The following is a 20,810-nucleotide window of genomic DNA, read 5'->3' on the forward strand; positions in this document are numbered from 1 at the left end:
CTCCCTGGTAGGTGCCATGAGGTGAGGTGAATCCCCACCCCGGGTATGAGAGGCCCCGTGCACGGACGCGAGCGCGTTCTCTAGAGTCGCGGGCCCATGGTCACCCGCAACCCGTCCAGCGCCGTCTCCCGCTTCCTCGAAGGACACCTGCGCCGAGACGCTCAGGCTCGGGAGCTGTCCGTGGCGCGCTTCATGGCGGCGCTCTCGGGGATCTGCATCGTGGTGGCGGCGGCGCTCGGCCAGTCCCTCGGCTGGGGCCTGACGCGGGCCCTCATCGGACTGGCGGCGGTGCTGTGCCTCTACTACGGGGCGATGTGGCGCATCCTGCGCGCAGGGGTGTTCCACCCGGCGGTGCCGTGGCTGAACGTGGCCATCGAGGTGAGCATCCCCGCGGTCGTGCTCGCGTTCGACCTGCGCTACCAAGGCCCCGTCTACGCGCTCACCGCGCCCACCCTCGTCATCTGGGGCAGCCTCATCACCCTGGCCGCGCTGCGCAGCAGCCCCCGGCTGGCGCTCGCGGCGGGCGTGCTGGTGGCCGCCGAGTACGCGGGCATCTACTTCGGGTTCGTGCGGCCCCTCTTGCCGGAGCAGCCGCTCGTCACGCTCTCGCCCCTGTTCATCATGGTGCGGGCGTTCTTCTTCGTCGCGGCGGGCGCGCTCACGGCCATCCTCGCGCGCCACTTCCTGAGCCGCACCCGTGACGCGCTGGCCGCGCTGCGCGAGCAAGAGGTCATGGGCAAGTACGTGCTGCACGAGCGCGTGGGCGCGGGCGGCATGGCGGAGGTGTACCGCGCCACGTATTCGCCCGAGGGCGGCTTCGAGAAGCAGGTGGCCCTCAAGCGCATCCTCCCCGCGTTCGCGGATGACGCCAGCTTCCTCGCCATGTTCCGGCGCGAGGCGGAGCTGTGCTCCACCCTCAACCATCCCAACATCATCCAGGTGTTCGACCTGGGCCGGCACGCGGGCACGTACTTCCTGGCCATGGAGTTCGTGGACGGCTTGCCACTCAGCGGGGTGCTGAAGCAACTCGGCCGGCTTCCCTTACCCGTGCCCGCGGCCACCTTCCTGGCGGCGGAGCTGGCCTCGGCGCTGGACTATGTGCACCGCCGCACGGGCCCAGACGGCGCGCCGCTGCGACTGGTGCACCGCGACGTGAACCCGCCCAACATCCTGGTGTCTCGCATTGGCGAGGTGAAGCTGTCCGACTTCGGCATCGCTCGCGACGCGGCGCGCGCGCAGCTCACCGTGGCGGGCGGCGTGCGCGGCAAGCTGGGCTACATGGCCCCGGAGCAGGCCCTGGGCCGGCCCTTCGACGGGCGCGCGGACCTGTTCGCCCTGGGGCTCACCCTCCATGAGGCGCTCACGGGCCACCGTGCGTTGACGGGTGACTCGGAGGAGCGGCTGATGCGCGCCACCGTGGATCAAGAGCTGGTGCCACCCTCGCGCCTCAACCCCGCCGTGCCCGCCGCGCTGGATGCGGTGGTGATGCGCCTGCTGGAGCGAGACCCCGCGCGCCGCACCGCGAACGGCGCCGAGCTGCGACAGCAACTCCTCGCGCTGGAAGGACCGGCGGCTCCCTTTCCGCGCGGGCAACCCGAGCTGGCCCGGCTCGCCCGCGAGGCGATGGAGAACTCACGGCGCGCGCACGAGGCACCCGCGGAGAGCATCGCGCTGACACCGCGAGCGAACGCCGCGCGTCCCGCCTGAAAAGCATCCACACATCCCGAGCAATCCCGCCGGGCCCGCGCTACAACCTCGCGCCTGCTTCGACGGAGCACCTCGCATGGACGTCGCGATCCTCACCTACCAAGGACTGCCTCAGCTCGAACCCTTTGACGCCGGTCTGTTGCCCGCGCTGCGGGAGCTGGGCCTGGATGCAAACCCTGTCATCTGGGATGACCCGACGATGGACTGGCGCACCGTGCGCCTGGCCATCGTGCGCAGCACCTGGGACAGCCACCTGCGCCGAGACACCTTCGTCGCGTGGGCCTCCAAGGTCGGCAAGCTGACCCAGCTTCACAATCCCGCGGACGTGCTGCGCTGGAACACGCACAAGAGCTACCTTCGCGAGCTGAGCGCCAAGGGCGTGCAGGTGACCGACACGGTCTGGGTTCCGCAAGGTGGCACCTTGGACGTGGGCGCCGTGATGCGCGAGCGGAGCTGGGACGCGGTGGTGCTCAAGCCGTCCATCTCCGCGGGCGCGCTGAAGACCTATGTCCTGCCTCGCGCGGAGGCCGCAACCGCGAGCGCCCGCGTGGAGGAGATGGCCCGCGAGTGCGAGGTCATGGTGCAGCCCTACCTCACCGCGTTCGAGCGCGAGGGCGAGCGGGCGTACATCTTCTTCGACGGCGAGTTCAGCCACGCCGTGCACCGCCCTCCCACGCTGAAGAGCGCGCCCCGGAGCTTCTCGGAGCCGCGCGCGTTCACCCCGGAGAACGCCGCGGAGCTGAAGCTGGCGGAGCAGGTCGTCGCGGCGGTGGGCCAGCCCCTGCTGTACGCCCGCGTGGACGTGGCCACGGACAACGCGGGCCAGCCGCGACTCCAGGAGCTGGAGGTCACCGAGCCGTGTCTCTTCCTGTCGTTGGATCCGCAGGCCGCTGGACGGCTGGCGCGGGCCATCGCTCGGAAGCTCTGACTCGGAGCCCGCCCTGCTCGCGCCCGCGCTCGCCCTGCTCCTGGCCGCTGCGCCATCCGCCTCGCTGCGAGTGAGCGCGGCGGGTGACCTGCAGCTCGGCGCGCGGACGACGCCCGCCGTGCTGGAAGCCCTGCCCTCCTTGCTGGAGGGCGACGTGCGCGTGGTGAACCTCGAGGGCCCGCTCACCGCGCGCGCTCACGAGCAAGGCCTGGACGCGGAGGGGACACCGCGCGCCCCTCGCATCCGCTTCGCCGCGCCGCCCACGTGGGCCACGGCCTTGGCGGGCCGAGTGGATGTTGTCTCGCTGGAGAACAACCACGCGTTGGATGCAGGCGAGGCCGGCAGGCGTGACACGGCGAGCGTGCTGCGCGCGGCGGGCATTCAGGCTGCCATGGCTCGCGAGCCTGCCTCCGTGGAACGACAGGGATTGCATGTCACCGTGCTCGCGCGCGACCTGCCTCGCGAGCCCACGCGCGACGATGCACGCACGTTGACCGCGGCGGTGCGCGCCGCGCGAAAGACGGGCCCGGTGCTGTTGTCCCTGCACTGGGGAAACACCAACTCCAACCTGCCCACGCGAGCACAGCGCACGCTGGCTCACGCACTGGTGGAGGCAGGCGCCTCCGCGGTGCTGGGTCACGGTCCGCATGCGCCGCAGGGCGTGGAGCGCCACGGGCCCGGCGTCATCGCCTACTCGCTGGGCAACCTCGCCTTCTCGTGCCGATGCACCGCCGTGAAGGATGCCTACGTGCTGCGCTTCCAGCTCGCGGCGGACGGCGCGGTGTCGGATGTCAGCGCGCTGCCTCTGCGCGCGGGGCTCGCGGGAGAAGCGCCGGGCCGCGCGACGGACTCGGGGGCCGCGGAGCTGCTCGTCAGCGTGTCCGAGGCCCTGGGCACTCGCACCACGACGGCGCCGGATGGCACCGTCGTGTTTCCCTGAGCGCGGGGACTACGGCTTCGGCGCGGCGGTGGTCGCCGCGGCCTTGGCGCCCGCGGGCACCGGGAACTCACGGCCCCACAGGCGGACGCGCGCGGCCTTGGCGGCCTCCCCCTCGAAGAAGACGCTCGCCTTCACCTTCGAGGTGGGCGGCACCTTGATGGAGTCAGACGCCTGACCCGGCGAGCGCGTCTGAAGCTGCGTGGAGAAGCCCTCCGCGTCCACGAGCTGCGCCCCGCCACCTTCCTGCAAGCCGAGCAGGTGCAACGGCGCGGGCGTCTTGTTCTCCACGGAGAGCTGCACCTCCACGCCCCCACCGTCCGCCGGCTTCACGCCCAGCACGGCGAGCTCCACGCTGGCGAAGACCTCCTCGGGCGTGGACAGGGTGTGCGAGCCATCCGTGCTCACCGCGCCTTTTCGCCCCTCCTTCAATCCTTCCACCACGCCGCTGCCCGCACCCTTGGCCACCTCCACCGTCTTCCCCACCACCGAGGCAGTGACGTCCTTGGCCGTCTCTCCCTTGCAAGCAGGCAACAGCAGGACGAGCGAGGCAATCAGCAGGCGGCGCATGAACTCTCCAGAATCGGATGGCAAGAGATAGGCGCGGGTGTACTACAGGCTCAGGCACTGGCGCGAGTGGGGCACTCCAGGCCCGGGTTCCGATCATTCGTGGACATCCTCGAATGACCGCGACCGCCAGCTCGCCTCAGGAAGGTTATCTCTCCCGTCATGGCTCGATCCCTGCTGCTCTCCCTGCTCTTGCGGCAGCACATGGCCCTCAAGGAGAAGTTCCGCGCCAAGTACGCACACCCGTGGCTGGTGTGGGAGGCAGGTGCGTGGAACGTCCCCGAGGCCACCGAGCAGAACGTCGCGACCACGCGACTGCCTTTGATGGACCTGCGCGACTGCCTGCCTGCCGGTGACGCGATGTGCTTCGAGCTGGTGGCGCTGGCCGAGCGAGGCGCGCTGAAGCTGGGGCGGGCCGCGCAGAACACCTTCGTCGTGAATGACGCCACGGTGTCGCGCGAGCAGCTCACCCTCTCGCCCACGCCGGATGGACAGTGGTGGGTGGAGCGCGTGGCGCAGGCTCGCCCGGTGACGCTCGACGGCGAGACGCTCGAGCCCGAGCAGCCTCGGCGTCTGCAGCCCGGCGCGAAGCTTCAAGTCGGGGACGTGCGGCTCACCTTCCACGACGCCGATGGCTTCAACGACCGCATCGCGCGCATCGCCGAGAAGGTCATCGCCCAGGCCTCGCTCCCTCCGTCGCGCTGAGCCTCACCAGGCTCAGTGCGAGGCCGCGGGCGCCACGACCGTGCGCCGCGTGCCCTTGCGAGCAGGCTTCTGCCGCGCGGGCGTGGGAGGCGGACGCGGCGCGGGGCGGGCCTTCACGAGCGGCACCACCAGCTCCGCCTCGCTCGTGTCGAGCCGCACCACGCGCTCCAGGGACATGTAGCCCGACAGCTCCACGCGCAGCCCCAGCAGCGCCCCTTCGCGAGGGACCTGCGTCACCAGCGGGGTCAGCCCCAGCAGCTCACCCGTATCCGAGCGCATCACGTGCGCGCCCTGCGGGAACGAGCTGACCTTCAGCGTGACGAGCGCTCCCGCCACCGCGGGAGGCGGAGGCACGGCCGCGACAGGCGTGGGAACCGAGGCCAGCGCGGGCACCGGCGCGGCCACCACCACCACGGGGGCGGGCTCGGGAGCGGCGCGCCCCTTCATCCCACGCCAGGCCAGGGCGCCCACCGATACGACCAACGCGAGCACCGCGAGCCCCAGCGCCACCCGTCGATCCCTCAGGACCGTGGGCCAGGGGCTTCGCACGGCCGGGAGCGCCGTCGCGGAAGCGCGCCCCGCGGCGACCTCTCCACCCACGGGCATCTCGGCGAGCGCGTTCGTCGCAGGAGGCACGCCCGGCGAGCCGGCGGTCTCTGACGCGGAGCCGAGCACGGACACACCCGCCGGAGTCGACCGAGGCACGGCCGCGTCTCGAGGAGGCAGCGCACGGTCCAGCGTCTCCGCCAGCATGCTGTCCGGGACGCTACTCCCCAAAGACAGACTCGCGGTGCCGAGCGCGGGCGTCGCGCGATCCACGCGCACGAACTCACCCGAAGGTCGGCGCCCTCCATCGAGCGCGGCATCGTCAAACACGGGGCGCAGCAGCAGCAGCGCCGTGGTGACCTCCGTCAACTGCTGCGGCCGGGCCTCGGGCTCCTTCGCCAGACACCGCATGACGAGCGCGGAGAACTCGGCGGGCAGCGGCTCGCCCGAGGGCAACGTCGCGGGCAGCGCGGGAGGCGCCTGCGTGATGATCTGCACCACGAGCTGGCCGAACGCGGTGGACTCGAAGGGCGGGTGCCCCACCACCAGCTCGTAGAGGATGTTGCCCACCGCGTAGATGTCCGCGCGGTGGTCCACGGGTAGGCCCGCCGCCTGCTCGGGCGACATGTACGCGGGCGTGCCGATGATGGTCCCGTCCAGCGTGCTGGAGACGCCGCCGTGGGCGGACATCAGCTTCGCCACGCCGAAGTCCAACACCTTCACGAAGTCAGCCTGGCCGCCGCGCGGGATGATGAAGAGGTTGTCCGGCTTGATGTCCCGGTGCACCACGCCCACCTGATGGGCGGCGCCCAGCGCGGTGCACACCTGCACGGCGATGCGCTGGATACGCGCGAGCGTGATGGGCTCGGACTTCAGCAGCGTGGCCAGACTCTGGCCGCGCAGCAGCTCCATAACGCAGTAGACGCGGCCCTCCGAGCCCTCGTCCACGAAGTCGAAGATCTCCACGATGTGCTCGTGGTTGATCTGATTGACCGTGCGCGCCTCCTGGAAGAAGCGCTGCACGAAGGTGCTGTCACGCGCATGGTCCGCGCGCAGCACCTTGAGGGCCACCTGGCGCCCGAGCTTCGCGTGGCGAGCCTGATACACCCGCCCCATGGAGCCCTCACCGAGGAGTCGCTCGAGCTGGTACGCGCCCAGCATCGAGCCCTCTCGGAGTTCCTCCACCTCTTGGGTACTGCCACTGCTCACGGCCCCTCCGTGACTGGACAGGACACACTCCGAGAACCCTTCTCGCAGCCACCAATCCGGCCTGGGCCCCGCTGTCCCTCTTCCATGACGGCGAACCCCCGTGAGCGCCACCCTCTCCGAGCGGAATCCCACGCGGACTCACCGCGCGCGCGGTGCATTTGAACCTCCGTGAGCAGACGAACAGTCGCCTGCCCCGAGGGGCCGTGGCGGGTGTCTCCCGCCACGGAATCCCACTGAACCGTGAGGCCCTCGCTCATCCGCACGTCTTGTTGTTCTGGCAGGTGCCCCCGGTGGCATTGCAGGCGGTGCCGCGCGGGCAGTCTGCGGCGTCGGCGCAGTCCGTGCTGCCGTCGCCATCGTTGTCGACGCGGTCAGCGCAGTTCTTCTCCACACGCTTCAGGTTCTCGCACGTACACCCGGTGCCGCACGACTTGGTGTTGCAGTCCGAGTCCGCGCAGTCCGTCTTGGTGTCGCCGTCGTTGTCCGCCTTGTCGTCGCAGACGGTCTCCACGGCCTTGCTGCCCGTGCACAGACAGCCCGTGCCGCACGCCAGGTTGTCGCAGTCCGAGTCCGCGCAGTCCGCCTTGGCGTCACCGTCGTTGTCCTGCTTGTCGGTGCAGACCGTCTCCTTGCGCGTCGTGCCGTTGCACACGCAGCCCGTGCCGCACGACTTGGTGTCGCAATCCGAGTCCGCGCAGTCCGCCTTGGTGTCGCCGTCGTTGTCCGAACCGTCCGAGCAGTTCGACTCCTGGCGCACGCAGTTCGTCAGCGAGCAGCCCGGACCGCAAGAACCACTCACGCAGTTGGCGTCCGCGTTCCCCGCCTTGCAGTCGATGTGGCCATCGCCGTTGTCATCCTGCCCGTTGGAGCAGTCCGACTCGACCGCCTGACCACCCATGCAGATGGCGCTCGGCACCTGTCCGGCGGGCTGGCTGAAAATCTGCCCGTCGCAGTCCGCCAGGTCCGCGCAGTCGGTCTTGCCGTCGCCGTCGTTGTCGATGCCGTCGTTGCAGACCGTCTCCTTCGCCGTGGTGCCCGCGCACACGCAGCCCGCGCCGCACGACTTGGTGTCGCAATCCGAGTCCGCGCAATCCGCCTTGCCGTCGGCGTCGTTGTCGAGCTTGTCATCGCAGGTGACTTCGCGGGGCTTGAGGCCACTGCACGCGCAGCCCATGCCGCACGAGGCCCCGTCGCAATCCGCGTCCGCGCAGTCGATGGCGCCGTCGCCGTCATCGTCCTGGCCGTTCACGCACGCGGAATCAATCTCGACCTTCTGACCGTTCTTGCAGACGCACGACGGACCGGGGAGGCACGCGCCGCCCGCACACGAGGGGTCCGCGCAGTCGACGGCGCCGTTGCCGTCGTTGTCCACCCCGTCGTCGCACTTCGCCTCGCCGCAGCGGAAGTTGCGGCACGCGCGACCCGCGCCGCACGCCTGGGTGTTGCAGTCGGAGTCATCACAATCCGCCAGCCCGTCGCCGTCGTTGTCCACGCCGTCGTCGCACTTCGCCTCGGACTTGCCGCCGCTGTGGCACACGCAGCCCACGCCACACGCCTGGTCGTTGCAGCCCGGGTCCGCGCAGTCCGTCGTGCCGTCGTTGTTGTCGTCGATGCCGTTGTCGCAGAGCGTCTCCGCGCGCGGCTCGCAGCGACCCGCGAGGCACTGCTCCGTGGACGCGCAGCGGCGGTTGCACCGGCCGCAGTGCAGCGGGTTCGTCTGGAAGTCGAAGCCCTCGTCCACCTGCCCGTCGCAGTTGTCGTCCAATCCGTTGCACGTCTCGGCGGTGGCGGGCTTCACCTCGCCCGTGCAGAGGATGGTGCCGTTGGGGCCGCAGGACGGCGTGCCCTCCTTGCAGCGGCCCACGCCCTTCGTCCCCTCCGGACCCGTGTAGCAGGTGGTGGCCTCCAGTTCGTCCACCTGCCCGTCGCAGTCGTCATCCAATCCGTTGCACTGCTCGGTGGACGGCACGCAACAGTAGTGCACCGTCGTCCCGGGCCGCGTGGCACAGACCGCGCCACCGCCGGCGCAGTCCGCGTCCTGCGTGCACGTGTACGGCATGTTCTCGGGGAACTCGACCTTGCAGCCCGCCACCAACGCGGACGCCAACAACAGCCCACCCAGCCAGCGGGGCAGCGACTCAAAACGAGACATGGTCAGAAACTCCCGCCGACGACGAGTTGGAGCGACGTGGCCGAACGAGCCGGGCTCGACGTCACGGGTGCAACCGAGGGAACCGGACTCTTCGTGGGCACCAACACCAGCCACACCACGCTGCCCGCCGCCACCGCGCCACCGCCCGCCATCAGCGCCGTGGCGAGGTTGGCCTGGCTCTTCGCGTCGTCACGCTCCTTGGGCGTGACATCGATGACGCCATCCCCATCCGCGTCCTTCGCGCGCTTCTCCACGTTCTTCGCCTGACTGCCCAGCACCGCGCCCACGCCCACCACCGCCAGGCCCACCAGCGCCGTGTACAGCGCGGGCCGCTTGAAGATGGACGGCCCCGAGGGCGCCACCTTCGTCTTCAGCGCCACCGACGCGCGATCCTCTCCACCCGGGCCATCCGGCGAGGGCCCCGTAATCTCCAGGTTGGCCGTCACCTCCTGCCGCTCTCCGGGCGCCAACGTCAGCGTCTGCGTGAACGTGGTGTACTCCTCCGCGGAGACCTCCAACGCCACCTTGCCCGGGGAGATGTGCCGCTCCAGGCTGCCCACGCCCAGCGTCTTCTCGCCCACGCGCACCACCGCCTGCGGCACGTTGACGGTCACCTTCAGCACCGCGCGCGGCCGAGCCACCGCCGCCACGCGACTGGCCAGCTTCGCCGCCGCCTCGCGCTGGAAGGTCGCGTCCTTGGGGTTGCGTCCCGTCACCGCGTCCTCGTGCACCACGTTGAAGTCGCGATCATACGTCCACGAGCGCAGCGTCCAGCCCGCGTCCTCCAGCGACAGCCGCGCCATGACGAGCACGTCCGCGTCCAGCGACTCGGCCTGCTCGGACATGCACGCGGGCGTCGCGCAGCGCAGCGCCGCCGTGTACTTCTCCGCCAGCCGCTCCCGCACCTCGCGCATCGGCGTGCCGAGCGCCACCTTGCCTCCGCCCAGGGCCGCGCGCCCCAACGCCTGGAGCCAGCGCCCGGACTGCTGGGCGCCCGCCCGCTCAGGCGTGTCCAACCCCATCACCACCAGACGCGGCAACAGCTCCGAGCCCGCGGGGCCATCGGCCCTCAAGTCCAGTCCAACTTCTCCGGAGCTGGCCTCGCCCTCCTGCGCAGCGGGCTGCGAAGAAGAGTCCGAGAGGTCCAGCCCCAGGCCACCCGCCTGCGCCCAGGCGCGGCAGGGAAGCGCCCCGAGCCCGAGGGCCAGGGCAGCAAGCAACACGGCGGGAATGCGCATGACCGCAGTTCTACCGCGATGGTCCCCACAACGGAATTGTACCCCGACATCACACCGATTTCGGGAATCCCCGGGCAGGCCCAAGCGGCCCTGTGGTGGCCGCTCCCTGGGCACGCGGCGGGGAGGCCGGTCGATGGGGGAAGCTTGCCGGGGACCCCGGGGGTCCGCATCCCTGACTCCAGAGGGAGGCGTGAAGATGGCGGATGAAACGCTCTGGATCCTGGTGGCCAACGCGAGTCGCGCCCGACTCTTCGCCACGGACGCGAAGGGCTCGGAGGACTGGCGACTCATCGACGAGTTCCAGCACGAGGAGAGCCGCGCCAAGACGGAGGAGCTGCTGAACCAGCCGGACAATCCCAACGCGGGCACGCTGCACGGCCCGCCCCCCGAGAACGAACCCAACGGTCGCCGCGAGCTGGAGCACACGCGCTTCGCCCGGGAGCTGTCCGCGGTCCTCGACCGGGGTCATGATCGACACGCGTTCGACAAGCTCGTCATCGCGGCCCCTCCGGAATTCCTCGGACGGATGCGGCGACTGTTGAGCACCCGGGTGAAGCAGCGGGTCATGCTGGACGTGGACGCGGACTATTCCAGCCTGCCCGCACGCGAGCTGCCGGACCGCGTGCCGGTGCTGTAGCGGCGGACGCGTTCGGGGCACGATGGGGGCACGGCTCTGCTATGAGGGCCGCCCTCCACCGTGCCTCGAAGCGACATGCCCTTTCCCATCCTCGGCTCTCTGACGCTGCGCAGGCGACTGACGCTGTATGTGGCGCTGGTGTCCTGCGTCCCGCTGCTGGCTCTCACCTGGCTCCAGAACACCATTGCCCGGGGGATGCTGGAGCGGCAGGTGGAGTCCTCGCTGCGCATGGAGGCCGAGGGACTCAAGGACCTCATGGAGGCCATGTTGGCCGAGCGCGAGGTCACCGCGCGAAGTTGGGCCGAGGACCCCGTCCTTCGCAACGCGCTGAAGACGCGCGACGCGACCGCCAGCGACGCCATGCTGGCCCTGCTCCAGCGCCGCTTCCTCACCCTCAACGGCATCGTCCTCTTCACCGACGACGGCGTCGCGCTGTCCGCCAGCACCCCGGCGCTGCGCGACGAGTACGCGCGCATCTCCGCCGACGTGCGGCGCAGCCCGTGGTTCCTCGAAGCCCAGCAGGAGCGCACCACCGCCGAGGGCGTCACCGAGGTGAACCCCATCTACCAAGGACAGGTGCTGCCGCTGGCCGTGCCGGTCCTCGAAGCGGCGACGCACCGACGCCTGGGCGTGCTCTTGGCCGCGTTCGACTGGGGGCAGGTGTCCGAGGTGGTGAAGCCCGCCCTCGCGCGCGCGGCGCTGCGGGGCCACCAGAGCTTCGCGCTGAAGGTGCTGCGCCCGAACGGACAGGTGTTGTTCGACTCGCGCGGTGACGGCGCGCACGATGATCGCGAGCGACTGGTCGTGGCGGCGGTGGACGGCGTGTCGGTGCGCGACGTGGGCGATGGCTGGCGCTTCGAGGCGCTGGTGGATCCGGACGAGGCCTACGCGCCGCTCATCCAGGCCCGCGCCATCGTGCTGTCCTTGACCGCCCTCTTCGTGGCGGCGGCCGTGGCGGGCTCGTGGCTGCTCGCGCGCGGCTTCATCCGGCCCATCCGGGCGCTGAGCGAGGTCATGCTCCACGTCGTCAAGGAGGGCGACCTCTCCCGGAAGCTGGACCTCGAGGTGGGCCAGGACGAGCTGGGTGAGCTGGCCGGCGCGTTCCTCCAGCTCATGGCCAGCCTGCGCGAGACCGCGGGCAGCCTGAATCGCGCCACGCGCGTGCTGAGCGACACCGTGGCGGAGCTGCAGCGGACCTCCGAGGCGCAGGAGCGCAACGTGTCGCGCCAGGCCGCGGCGCTCCAGGAGACGCAGGTCACCGCGCAGGAAATCAAGCAGACGTCGATGCTGGCCTCGGAGAAGGCGGACGCGGTGCTGAGCGTGGCCGCGCGCGCGGAGGAAGTGGGCCGCGCGGGCGAGGGCGCGCTGCGCGAGAGCATGGGCGGCTTCCAGGCCCTGAGCGAGCAGGTGGGGCAGATGGCCCAGCGCATCGCGCAGCTCAACGAGCGCACGCAGCAGATTGGCGGCATCACCCAGACGGTGAAGGACCTGGCGGACCAGTCCAACATGCTCGCGCTCAACGCGGCCATCGAGGCGGTGCGCTCCGGTGAGCACGGCAAGGGCTTTGGCGTGGTGGCCCGAGAGATTCGCAGCCTCGCGGATCAGTCCATCCAGGCCACCGAGCGCGTGCGCGACATCCTCGGGGACCTGGGCAACGCCATCCTCTCCGCCGCGAAGATGACCGAGCAGGGTTACGTGCGAGTCACCGAGGGCCTGGAGCAAGTGAGCGCCACGGGCCAGCACCTCAACGAGCTGGCCACCATCATCCAGGACAACGCCTCGGCGGTCCGTCAGATTGCCGGCGCGGTGAACCAGCAGAACGCGGGCATCGCGCAGATTTTCACCGCCGTCACGGACCTGTCCGGGATGATGGACGAGACGCAGGCGGGCCTGAAGGCCACCACCGAGGCCGCGCGCCGGCTCCAGGAAGTCACCAGCCAGATGGAAGGCGTCGCGCGCGCCTACCGCATCTGACGTCTTCGGAGACCCCGCATGTCCGCCGTCGTGCGCGCAGTGCTGTTGGACCTGGGCAACGTGCTCGTCTTCCACGACAACGCGCGCCTGTTCGCCGCGCTCGGCGCGCGCGCGGGCCTGTCCGCCGAGGAGGTCGAGCGGCGCCTCTCGGGCACGGGCTGGACGGCCGCCAACCGGGGCGAGCTGGACGCGGAGGGCATCCGCCGCGACGTGTGCGGTGCGCTGGGCATGGACCTGCCCATGGACGAGTTCGCGCCGCTGTGGAGCTGCCACTTCACGGTGAACGCGTCCGTGCTCCCGCGCGTGGAAGGACTGGAGGGGCGCGTGAAGCGCATCCTCGTGTCCAACACCAACGCGCTGCACATCGCCCACGTGCGGCCGCTGCTCCCGGTGCTGTCTCGCTTCGACTCACTCGTGCTGAGCTGCGAGGTGGGCTTCGTGAAGCCCGAGCCCGACATCTTCCGCATCGCCCTGGAGCGCGCGGGCTGTGCGCCGCGCGAGGCCGTCTTCTTCGATGACCTGCCCGAGTTCGTCGTGGCGGCCGAGGCGTTCGGCCTGCGCGGCCGACTCTTCACGGACGCGGCCACCTTCGACTCGCAGCTCCGAGTCCTCGGGGTGTAGCGCGCCGTCAGCTCCGCGCGTCGCCTCGGCCGAGGAACGAACGCACGCGCGACAGCCACGCGCCTCCGCGCCGGTGCGTCTCGGGACGGTCGATGCGATACACGGCCACCGGCAGGCGGATGTTCTTCAGCTCACCGCGCCCCAGCCGCACCGGCTCCGACGACAGCCGTCCCTCCACCTGCCGCACCACCGTCTCGCTGGCGTAGAGGGTGCCGGGCCGGGCGAGGGACTCGATGCGCGCGGCCAGGTTGACGCCCTCGCCGAAGACGTCCCCATCCCGGTGCGTCACCATGCCCAGGTGCACGCCCGCTCGCACCGCCACGCGCCGCTCGGTGGCGACGCCGTCGTTGCGGACATCCACCGCGGCCTGCAACTCCAAGGCAAACGACACGGCGGACATGCCCGCGTCGAACTCCAAGAGGAAGCCATCCTCCAACCGCTTCACTTCGCGCCCACCGTGGCGAGGCAATAACTCGCGCACGAGCAGGCCATGCTCTTCCCTCAGGTCTCGCTGAAGGGCGTCATCGTCCCAGCGCTGTCCCGCTGGAGCCTCCATGTCCGTGAACATGATGGCCGATAACTTCCTGGGTTCTGGTGCCTCGACCGCCATCGCGTGCAGCCTCCCTCCCCCCGGATGCCGACCGCACGATGCTACCCCACCACGGAGCCTGGGTCCTGGTCGCGCCCGCTGCCTCGACCGGGCCCCGAGGCCCCGGACGGCCCCTCGTCCCGGGGGGACGCGACCGTACGAAGCCAGGACCTGGAAATCACTGCCCTGGCTTCACACGGTACGCGCCGCTGACGCGACGCACCAACCACCTCCGGGGAAGGCTCGGAGCGCTGTCGCGGACCCGACGCGGCAGGGCGGGCCGCGTAGGGAATGCGCCAGACTCCGGACCTGGGGGGCAGCCAGGCTGTCCCCTACCCGTCACGGCGGCTACTTCGCCGAGGGCGCGGCCACCTGCTGGGACGCGCGCAGCTCCTGCACCACGCGCGTGGCGCCGTACACGTGCTCCAGCGCGGCGAGGATGCCGTCACCATGCACGCCCACCGCGCGGTTCGTCTCGGGCACGTAGGCGAAGCGCCCGCCCAGCGACTGCAGGTTGCCGTCGAAGATGAGGCCCACCACCTGCCCGTCGCGGTTCACCATGGGCGAGCCTGAGTTGCCGCCGATGATGTCGTTCGTCGTCGCCATGTCGAACGGCGTGCCCGCGGGCACCTTGCCCTGCGCCTTCATCCACGAGTCCGGCAGCTTGAAGGGGTCCTTGCCCGTGTGACGCGCGTAGGCGCCACCGAACGTGGTGAGCGCGTCCACCGAGTGGCCGTCCTCCTCCCAGCCCTTCACCACGCCCTGGTTGAGGCGCAGCGTGAAGGTGGCGTCCGGGTAGCCCGCGGTGCCGTACACCGCCAGGTTCGCGCGCGCGAGGCGCTCACCGTTGCGCTTGAGCACCGACTCCACGGTGTCCTCGTAGCGCTTGCGCGTGGCGCGAGCCTCCGCGTCCACCTTGCGCGCGAGCTGAATCATCGGATCCTTCGAGGCCTCCACCGCCGCCTTGCCGCCCTCCAGCAGCGCCTGACGGGCCTTCACGTCGCCGAGCTTCGTGCCCGTCACCAGCGCGCGCGCCAGGTCCGCGGGAGCCTCCTTGCCCAGCACGCGCTGCACGAACGGATCATCCGCGCCCAGCGTCTCGCGCAGCTTGTTGAAGCTGAAGGTGAGCTGCACCACCTCCAGGTCCGTGGCCACCGGAGCGGCGCGCAGCAACTGCTGACGCAGCGCGGGGAGCTGTCCCTCGGTGTACTCGCGCAGGCGCTCGGCGTTGGGCTTGGGCAGCTCGTCCGCGGCGCGCACCAGCGTCTCCGCGTAGCCGAACAGCTCAGACAAGAAGCCGTCCCCGGCCTCCTTCATGCGGTAGCCGGGCAGCATGCGACGGTACGCATCGAGCGCCTGCGTGTTCTCCTCCCACGCGCCCGCCGTGTCTGCCTTCACCTGCGCCTGCGCATCGATCCGCTTGCGCAGGTCCGCCTCGTCCTGGCGCTTGCGCGCGAGCAGCGAGGGGTCCGCCAGCGCCTGGTGCCGACCGCGCAGCGCCTTCAGGCCGTTCTCCACCGCGCGCAGCCGCGAGCGGGTGACGCGGTAGCGCTCCGCCGAGCCGCCCGCGAACTCGCGCAGCGTGCCGCGCAGCTCAGCCAGGTACAGCAGCGTGTACGGCAGGGCCACGTCGCGCTGGAACTCCAGCTCCGCGACCGTGCTCTTGCGCTCGGTTCCACCAGGATGGCCCGAGACGAACACCAGGTCGCCCGGCTTCGCGCCCTCCTTCGCCCACGGCAGGTAGTCCGGGCTCTTCGCCGGAGCATCGCCCTGCCACACGCGCAGGAAGGACACGTCGTAGCCATAGCGCGGGAAGTTGAAGTTGTCCGGGTCGCCGCCGAACGCCGCCATGGAGAACTCGGGGGCGAACACCAGCCGCACGTCCTGGAAGCGGCGGTACTTGTAGAGCTGATACTTGCCGCCGTTGAAGAGCGTCACCACGTCACAGCGCACGTCCGCGCTGGTGGCGCACGCGGCCTCCACCGTGGACATCTCCTTCTTCAGCGCCGTGTTGAACGCCGCGCCGGAGAGTCCCTTCGTCGCCGCGTTCATCTTCGCGGTGACGTCCGTCATCTCCACGAGCTGGTTGGCTTCAATCTTCGGGCAGCGGCGCTCCTCCTGCGGCGACTTCGCGTAGAAGCCCGTGGCGAGCAGGTCTTCCTTCGGCGAGGACAGGTCCTCGATGCAGCCGCGAGCGCAGTGGTGGTTCGTCATCACCAGGCCATCCGGCGACACGAAGCTGGCCGAGCAGCCGCCCGCCAGTCGCACGGAGCCGAGCCGAACCTTGTCCAGCCACGCCTGCGTGGGCGCGAAGCCATACGCCTTCTTCACGGCCTCCGAGGGAAACGCGTCATAGGTCCACATGCCCTCCTCCGCCGAGGCGGGCAGGGAGAGGAGCAGGCCGAGGGCAAGCAATCTGCGGTGCACGGGCGGTCGTCCTTGTCTTCAGTCGTGTCGGGTGAGGGCCCCGTTCTTTCCCGCGACAGGGCGCGCGTCAACCACCCGGCCCTCCGTGTATTCCAACCGACCACGCAGCGCGTCAGGTATGGTGCGAGTGATGCCCGTGAAGCACCACGTCTACCTCGTCCCCGGATTCTTCGGATTCACCAACCTGGGCGAGCTCGTCTACTTCGGCCACGCCTTCGACTACCTGAAGGCGGAGTTGGCTCGGCGCGGCGTGGACGCGGAGGTGGTGATTGTTCCCTCGCACCCCACGGCCTCCATCCGGCAGCGCGCGGCGGACCTGCATCGGACGGTGCAGGAGACCGCGTCGAAAGACGACGGGCCCATCCACCTCGTGGGGCACTCGACGGGAGGACTGGACGCGCGCCTGTTCGTCAGTCCAGGGGCGCAGCTCGCGGACGGGCTCGAGGTAGAGCCGCTGGCTCGGCGCGTGCGGTCCGTGGTGTCCGTGTCCGCGCCGCATGCGGGCACGCCGCTGGCCTCCTTCTTCCAGGGGATGTTGGGGCAGCGCATCCTGAAGCTGTTGTCGCTCTTCACCATGTACGTGCTGCGCTACGGCCGACTGCCGTTGCGCGTGGTGTTCCGCTTCGGGCACGTGCTGGCGCGAGCGGATGACAACCTGGGGTGGAAGCACACGCTGTTGGATCAACTCTACGACCAGCTCCTCGGGGACTTCTCTTCCGAGCGACGGGACGCGGTGGCGAAGTTCCTGGGCGACGTGGGGCACGACACGTCACTGATTCCGCAGCTCACGCCCGAGGGCATCGACCTGTTCAACGCGAGCACGCATGACCGGCCGGGCGTGCGGTATGGCTCGGTGGTGACGCAGGCGCGGCCGCCGTCGCTGCGCACGCGCTTGTCCGCGGGGCTGGATCCGTACGCGCAGCTCACGCACACGATTTATGCGTTCGTGTACAGCCAGACGCAGCGCATGCCGCTGACGGCGCTGCCGCTGCATACGCCGGCGCAGACCGCGGCGCTGGTGCAGTCCTACGGCGCGATGCCGGGACCCACCGCATGCGATGGAATCGTGCCCACGCGCTCGCAGGTCCACGGGCGGGTGCTGGCGGCGGTGCGCGCGGACCACCTGGATGCGATTGGGCACTTCGACCAGCCCGCGCACCAGCCGCCGCACGTGGACTGGCTCATCTCGGGCTCAGGCTTCCGTCGGCCTCAGTTCGAGGCCATGTGGAAGCGCATCGTGGACTTCCTGCTGCTGGAGACGTAGCGCCCCGGCTCAGCCGCGCTTGAACACGGCGAGGAAGCGGGCCTCGGCGACGAGGAGTCCGTCCACGTCCAGCAGTTGCACGGGCACCCAGGCTTCGGCCTTGTCGCCGCGCTCGCGCAGCGTGGCTTCGAGGTGGGCGAAGACTTCCGGAGGAGGCTCGCAGACAGCGGTGACGGCGCTCTTGGCCTTGGCGTGGAATTGAACCTCCATGCGGTTGACCAGGAGCTTGTATTGATTGGGCGGGAAGCGCGTGAAGAGGAGCACGCCCATCGTGAGTTCCATCACGGTCACCTGAGCGCCCAGGTACACGCTGCCCACGTGGTTCTTCGTCTTGCGATTGAGCGGCACGGAGGCGCGAGTCCGCGAGTTCGACACCTCCTCCACGCGGTAGCCCATGGCCGAGGCGAGCGGGACGATGTTCTTCACCGCCAACGTCGTCAGCGTGTTGGCCATGCCCGGGGACACCCGGCGCAGCTTCTCCACCATCTCCAGCGCGAACATGATTCTCCTCACCGCCCTCGAGGCGGGTGCGGCGCCATCCTACGCGGCGCGGCGCGACGACGGGTCCTCGACCGACGCGAGGAACGCCAGGATGCGCTGGGCACAGGCCTCAGGCTGTTCCAGCGGGAACAGGTGCGTGGTACCCGCGAGCTTCTCCGTGCGGACATTGGGCACAGTGCGAGCGACACGGGACAGAGCACTCTGGGTCAGCGTGTCGGAGTCACCGCCACGAAGGACGAGCGTGGGCACGGACACGCCGCGCAGCTGGGCCCAAGGGGAACTGGGTGCGGTCTCGAAGCATCGAGCCTCCCACTCGCGAGGAATGGTGAGACGGAAGCCACCCTCGGGACGCTCGATAAGTCCGTGAGCGATGTAGTCCTGGAAGCAAGCGGGGTCGAAGCGGGAGAACAGGAGCTTCTTGCGGTAGCTGAGCGAAGCCAGTTCACGGGTCGGCCAGACCGCACGGCGACGAAGCGCGAGACTCGCGGGAGGCAACCTGTGCACCACGCCGAGCAGGGATGCAGCGCGAAGCACCCAAGTGCGCACGCCGGTCATGAGCACAGGGTCCAGGGCTACGACGGAGCGAAAGAGCTGTGGGTGCTTGAGGGAAGCAAACAGCGTGGCCACACCGCCCATGCTGTGCCCAAGACCGACAATGCGCTCGAATCCTCGGTCGAGGAGGAGCTGAGCCATCTCGTCCGCCAGGTCCTCCCAGCGACGAAGTGAGCGAGGATCCGAGCCAGGAACGAAGCACGAGCCGCGCCACGAGTAGACGTGGAAGTGAGGAGTCAGGCGCTCGATGAGCTGGCGATAGGTACCGGGCGGGAACCCATTGGCATGGGCGAAGTGGAGCACCGGACCGGTGCCACCCTAGTCATCCAGGGACAAAGAAGCGCGCATCGCCTCCCCGCATACCGCACCCAGCCCCACCTGTCGCGCCGAACTCAGGGCCCAAGAGCCACACGGACACAAAGAGCGACGATTGGCCCTGACTCCGTGTCCAACTGCACGGGTATTTCAATCCACGCGCCTCACAGTCACGAGGAGCGACCGACCCACCGAAGATGCCGTAGCAAAGCTGACGGTCGTTTCAATCCACGCCCCTCGCACCCACAAGAAGCGACCTGAGTGCAGTTGGCGGTGGCAGCCCACCCAGAGTTTCAATCCGCGCCCCTCACGGTCACGAGGAGCGACGTTCGCCCACTACGCCTCTTGGTGCCTGCGCATCCGCCCGTTTCAATCCGCGCTCCTCGCGGTCACGAGGAGCGACCCCTGCGCTGGGGAGCGGTACGGCGGGCATGGTGTTTCAATCCGCGCTCCTCGCGGTCACGAGGAGCGACAAGCAGTCGCGCTGCACTGCTGGCACCTCGCCAGGTTTCAATCCGCGCTCCTCGCGGTCACGAGGAGCGACAGCGGGACAGGGCCGCGCAGCTCCTCATGTACCTGTTTCAATCCGCGCTCCTCGCGGTCACGAGGAGCGACGGCCAGGTTGCCTTCGATTCGCGCCGAGGTGGCGTTTCAATCCGCGCTCCTCGCGGTCACGAGGAGCGACGACCCGCCGGGATGCGCGGACCAGCGCACTCGAGTTTCAATCCGCGCTCCTCGCGGTCACGCGGAGCGACGGCCAGGTTGCCTTCGATTCGCGCCGCGGTGGCGTTTCAATCCGCGCGCCTCGCGGTCACGAGGAGCGACGGCCAGGTTGCCTTCGATTCGCGCCGCGGTGGCGTTTCAATCCGCGCTCCTCGCGGTCACGAGGAGCGACGAACATCCGGGATGCGCTGACCAGCGCAATCGAGTTTCAATCCGCGCTCCTCGCGGTCACGAGGAGCGACGGCTCTGCTCATGTGCGCGTAATTGGAGGTCTTGTTTCAATCCGCGCTCCTCGCGGTCACGAGGAGCGACATAACAGGACTATTCGTGTCCGGTATTATTATGGGTTTCAATCCGCGCTCCTCGCGGTCACGAGGAGCGACCATGTTTGAATTTGATTGGGTTGTATCGTGGATGTTTCAATCCGCGCTCCTCGCGGTCACGAGGAGCGACCCAAAGGGTTTGTCCGTCTCGGAGAAGATAGAGGTTTCAATCCGCGCTCCTCGCGGTCACGAGGAGCGACAACGCCACTCAGTTGACCCTCAGGCAGATGGAGGGTTTCAATCCGCGCTCCTCGCGGTCACGAGGAGCGACCTTCAAGAGCACTGAGGCGCGCATCATCCCGCAGTTTCAATCCGCGCTCATCGCGGTCACGAGGAGCGACATCGTGATTACACAACCAAGACAAGACATGGCGTTTCAATCCGCGCTCCTCGCGGTCACGAGGAGCGACCATTCTTTACAAACTTCTTCAGCTCTGCATCCAGTTTCAATCCGCGCTCCTCGCGGTCACGAGGAGCGACTCCTGACGTGGGAGCTGGTGCGCGTGGGCCTGGTTTCAATCCGCGCTCCTCGCGGTCACGAGGAGCGACTGACAAGCAGCGGGCCCTCGTATTGGACGCCATCGTTTCAATCCGCGCTCCTCGCGGTCACGAGGAGCGACTCGCTACATGAGCCCGGTCAAGCGTGTCAGTTTGTTTCAATCCGCGCTCCTCGCGGTCACGAGGAGCGACAAGCCGATGGTCATCTAGGATAAGTGCTTGAGTGTTTCAATCCGCGCTCCTCGCGGTCACGAGGAGCGACCATGTCGCTGAGGGCATCCCTGGCGCCGCGCAGGTTTCAATCCGCGCTCCTCGCGGTCACGAGGAGCGACTGGACCAGCGTCTGGGCCCGGGTCTGCGAAACGGTTTCAATCCGCACTCCTCGCGGTCACGAGGA

15 protein-coding genes, 1 pseudogene and 1 CRISPR repeat array (1 of these 17 cut by a window edge) are annotated in these 20,810 nt (G+C 69.4%); of the genes and pseudogenes, 8 read left to right on the forward strand and 8 right to left on the reverse strand.

Annotated elements, in window-relative coordinates; translation table 11 throughout:
* The first annotated feature begins 96 nt into the window (after nucleotides 1-96).
* From JGU66_12190 to JGU66_12200, 3 genes are all read left to right on the forward strand, one after another.
* Nucleotides 97-1,707 carry a serine/threonine protein kinase gene (locus JGU66_12190; protein ID MBJ6761528.1) on the forward strand — a complete coding sequence of 537 codons (1,611 nt, stop codon included), beginning with the start codon at nucleotides 97-99 and terminating at the stop codon, nucleotides 1,705-1,707.
* A gap of 76 nt (nucleotides 1,708-1,783) precedes the next feature.
* Nucleotides 1,784-2,635 (forward strand): hypothetical protein, encoded by an 852-nt coding sequence (locus JGU66_12195; protein MBJ6761529.1) that lies wholly within the window; start codon nucleotides 1,784-1,786, stop codon nucleotides 2,633-2,635.
* A 70-nt stretch (nucleotides 2,636-2,705) separates the two neighbouring features.
* Nucleotides 2,706-3,575: a CapA family protein gene (locus tag JGU66_12200; protein ID MBJ6761530.1), complete on the forward strand. Its 870-nt coding sequence runs from the start codon at nucleotides 2,706-2,708 to the stop codon at nucleotides 3,573-3,575.
* A gap of 9 nt (nucleotides 3,576-3,584) precedes the next feature.
* Here the strand turns inward: JGU66_12200 and JGU66_12205 are convergent, their stop codons facing one another.
* Entirely contained in the window at nucleotides 3,585-4,142 is a 558-nt protein-coding gene (locus JGU66_12205) for a hypothetical protein (protein ID MBJ6761531.1), read from the reverse strand.
* Nucleotides 4,143-4,301: 159 nt separating this feature from the next.
* On the opposite strand from JGU66_12205, the gene JGU66_12210 reads away from it, so the two are divergent.
* Nucleotides 4,302-4,844 (forward strand): FHA domain-containing protein, encoded by a 543-nt coding sequence (locus JGU66_12210; protein MBJ6761532.1) that lies wholly within the window; start codon nucleotides 4,302-4,304, stop codon nucleotides 4,842-4,844.
* 12 nt (nucleotides 4,845-4,856) lie between these two features.
* Here JGU66_12210 and JGU66_12215 read toward each other — a convergent pair whose 3' ends face one another.
* The 3 genes from JGU66_12215 to JGU66_12225 form a co-directional block, all read right to left on the reverse strand.
* Entirely contained in the window at nucleotides 4,857-6,551 is a 1,695-nt protein-coding gene (locus JGU66_12215; protein ID MBJ6761533.1) for a serine/threonine protein kinase, read from the reverse strand.
* 301 nt (nucleotides 6,552-6,852) lie between these two features.
* Complete coding sequence (locus JGU66_12220; GenBank protein MBJ6761534.1) at nucleotides 6,853-8,751, reverse strand: hypothetical protein; 1,899 nt, start codon at nucleotides 8,749-8,751, stop codon at nucleotides 6,853-6,855.
* A gap of 2 nt (nucleotides 8,752-8,753) precedes the next feature.
* Nucleotides 8,754-9,989 (reverse strand): PEGA domain-containing protein, encoded by a 1,236-nt coding sequence (locus tag JGU66_12225; protein ID MBJ6761535.1) that lies wholly within the window; start codon nucleotides 9,987-9,989, stop codon nucleotides 8,754-8,756.
* Nucleotides 9,990-10,185: 196 nt separating this feature from the next.
* Here JGU66_12225 and JGU66_12230 point away from each other — a divergent pair, with 196 nt between their 5' ends.
* The 3 genes from JGU66_12230 (at nucleotide 10,186) to JGU66_12240 (ending at nucleotide 13,221) form a co-directional block, all read left to right on the forward strand.
* Nucleotides 10,186-10,626, forward strand: a complete 441-nt coding sequence (locus JGU66_12230) for a host attachment protein (protein MBJ6761536.1) — start codon at nucleotides 10,186-10,188, stop codon at nucleotides 10,624-10,626.
* Between the two features lie 75 nt (nucleotides 10,627-10,701).
* A complete protein-coding gene (locus JGU66_12235; GenBank protein ID MBJ6761537.1) occupies nucleotides 10,702-12,600 on the forward strand; it encodes a methyl-accepting chemotaxis protein in 1,899 nt (632 codons plus the stop codon).
* 18 nt (nucleotides 12,601-12,618) lie between these two features.
* A complete protein-coding gene (locus JGU66_12240; GenBank protein MBJ6761538.1) occupies nucleotides 12,619-13,221 on the forward strand; it encodes an HAD family phosphatase in 603 nt (200 codons plus the stop codon).
* Between the two features lie 7 nt (nucleotides 13,222-13,228).
* Here JGU66_12240 and JGU66_12245 read toward each other — a convergent pair whose 3' ends face one another.
* A complete protein-coding gene (locus JGU66_12245; GenBank protein ID MBJ6761539.1) occupies nucleotides 13,229-13,831 on the reverse strand; it encodes an adenylate/guanylate cyclase domain-containing protein in 603 nt (200 codons plus the stop codon).
* A gap of 327 nt (nucleotides 13,832-14,158) precedes the next feature.
* The gene (locus tag JGU66_12250) at nucleotides 14,159-16,237 is read right to left on the reverse strand and encodes a S46 family peptidase (protein ID MBJ6761540.1); all 2,079 of its coding nucleotides are present in this window, start codon (nucleotides 16,235-16,237) and stop codon (nucleotides 14,159-14,161) included.
* A 130-nt stretch (nucleotides 16,238-16,367) separates the two neighbouring features.
* Here JGU66_12250 and JGU66_12255 point away from each other — a divergent pair, with 130 nt between their 5' ends.
* Nucleotides 16,368-17,501, forward strand: coding sequence for a triacylglycerol lipase (locus tag JGU66_12255; GenBank protein ID MBJ6761541.1), 1,134 nt, complete (start codon nucleotides 16,368-16,370; stop codon nucleotides 17,499-17,501).
* A gap of 9 nt (nucleotides 17,502-17,510) precedes the next feature.
* Here JGU66_12255 and JGU66_12260 read toward each other — a convergent pair whose 3' ends face one another.
* Both JGU66_12260 and JGU66_12265 read right to left on the reverse strand, forming a co-directional pair.
* On the reverse strand, nucleotides 17,511-18,002 hold the full coding sequence (locus JGU66_12260; GenBank protein MBJ6761542.1) for a YiiD C-terminal domain-containing protein: 492 nt from the start codon (nucleotides 18,000-18,002) through the stop codon (nucleotides 17,511-17,513).
* A 39-nt stretch (nucleotides 18,003-18,041) separates the two neighbouring features.
* Nucleotides 18,042-18,902: pseudogene (locus JGU66_12265) on the reverse strand (alpha/beta hydrolase).
* A gap of 114 nt (nucleotides 18,903-19,016) precedes the next feature.
* A CRISPR array of direct repeats spans nucleotides 19,017-20,810; the repeat unit is 37 nt; unit sequence GTTTCAATCCGCGCTCCTCGCGGTCACGAGGAGCGAC; it runs 1,336 nt beyond the window's last position.

The organism is Myxococcaceae bacterium JPH2, assembly GCA_016458225.1.
In the GTDB taxonomy this organism is placed as follows: domain Bacteria; phylum Myxococcota; class Myxococcia; order Myxococcales; family Myxococcaceae; genus Citreicoccus.

Excerpts from the sequence above, each read along its gene's own strand:
- JGU66_12220 (MBJ6761534.1), bottom strand. The coding sequence starts at position 8,751 with ATGTCTCGTTTTGAGTCGCTGCCCCGCTGGCTGGGTGGGCTGTTGTTG.
- JGU66_12190 (MBJ6761528.1), top strand. The coding sequence starts at position 97 with ATGGTCACCCGCAACCCGTCCAGCGCCGTCTCCCGCTTCCTCGAAGGA.
- JGU66_12240 (MBJ6761538.1), top strand. The coding sequence starts at position 12,619 with ATGTCCGCCGTCGTGCGCGCAGTGCTGTTGGACCTGGGCAACGTGCTC.
- JGU66_12260 (MBJ6761542.1), bottom strand. The coding sequence starts at position 18,002 with ATGTTCGCGCTGGAGATGGTGGAGAAGCTGCGCCGGGTGTCCCCGGGC.
- JGU66_12195 (MBJ6761529.1), top strand. The coding sequence starts at position 1,784 with ATGGACGTCGCGATCCTCACCTACCAAGGACTGCCTCAGCTCGAACCC.
- JGU66_12230 (MBJ6761536.1), top strand. The coding sequence starts at position 10,186 with ATGGCGGATGAAACGCTCTGGATCCTGGTGGCCAACGCGAGTCGCGCC.
- JGU66_12235 (MBJ6761537.1), top strand. The coding sequence starts at position 10,702 with ATGCCCTTTCCCATCCTCGGCTCTCTGACGCTGCGCAGGCGACTGACG.
- JGU66_12215 (MBJ6761533.1), bottom strand. The coding sequence starts at position 6,551 with ATGCTGGGCGCGTACCAGCTCGAGCGACTCCTCGGTGAGGGCTCCATG.
- JGU66_12225 (MBJ6761535.1), bottom strand. The coding sequence starts at position 9,989 with ATGCGCATTCCCGCCGTGTTGCTTGCTGCCCTGGCCCTCGGGCTCGGG.
- JGU66_12210 (MBJ6761532.1), top strand. The coding sequence starts at position 4,302 with ATGGCTCGATCCCTGCTGCTCTCCCTGCTCTTGCGGCAGCACATGGCC.
- JGU66_12245 (MBJ6761539.1), bottom strand. The coding sequence starts at position 13,831 with ATGGCGGTCGAGGCACCAGAACCCAGGAAGTTATCGGCCATCATGTTC.
- JGU66_12205 (MBJ6761531.1), bottom strand. The coding sequence starts at position 4,142 with ATGCGCCGCCTGCTGATTGCCTCGCTCGTCCTGCTGTTGCCTGCTTGC.
- JGU66_12255 (MBJ6761541.1), top strand. The coding sequence starts at position 16,368 with ATGCCCGTGAAGCACCACGTCTACCTCGTCCCCGGATTCTTCGGATTC.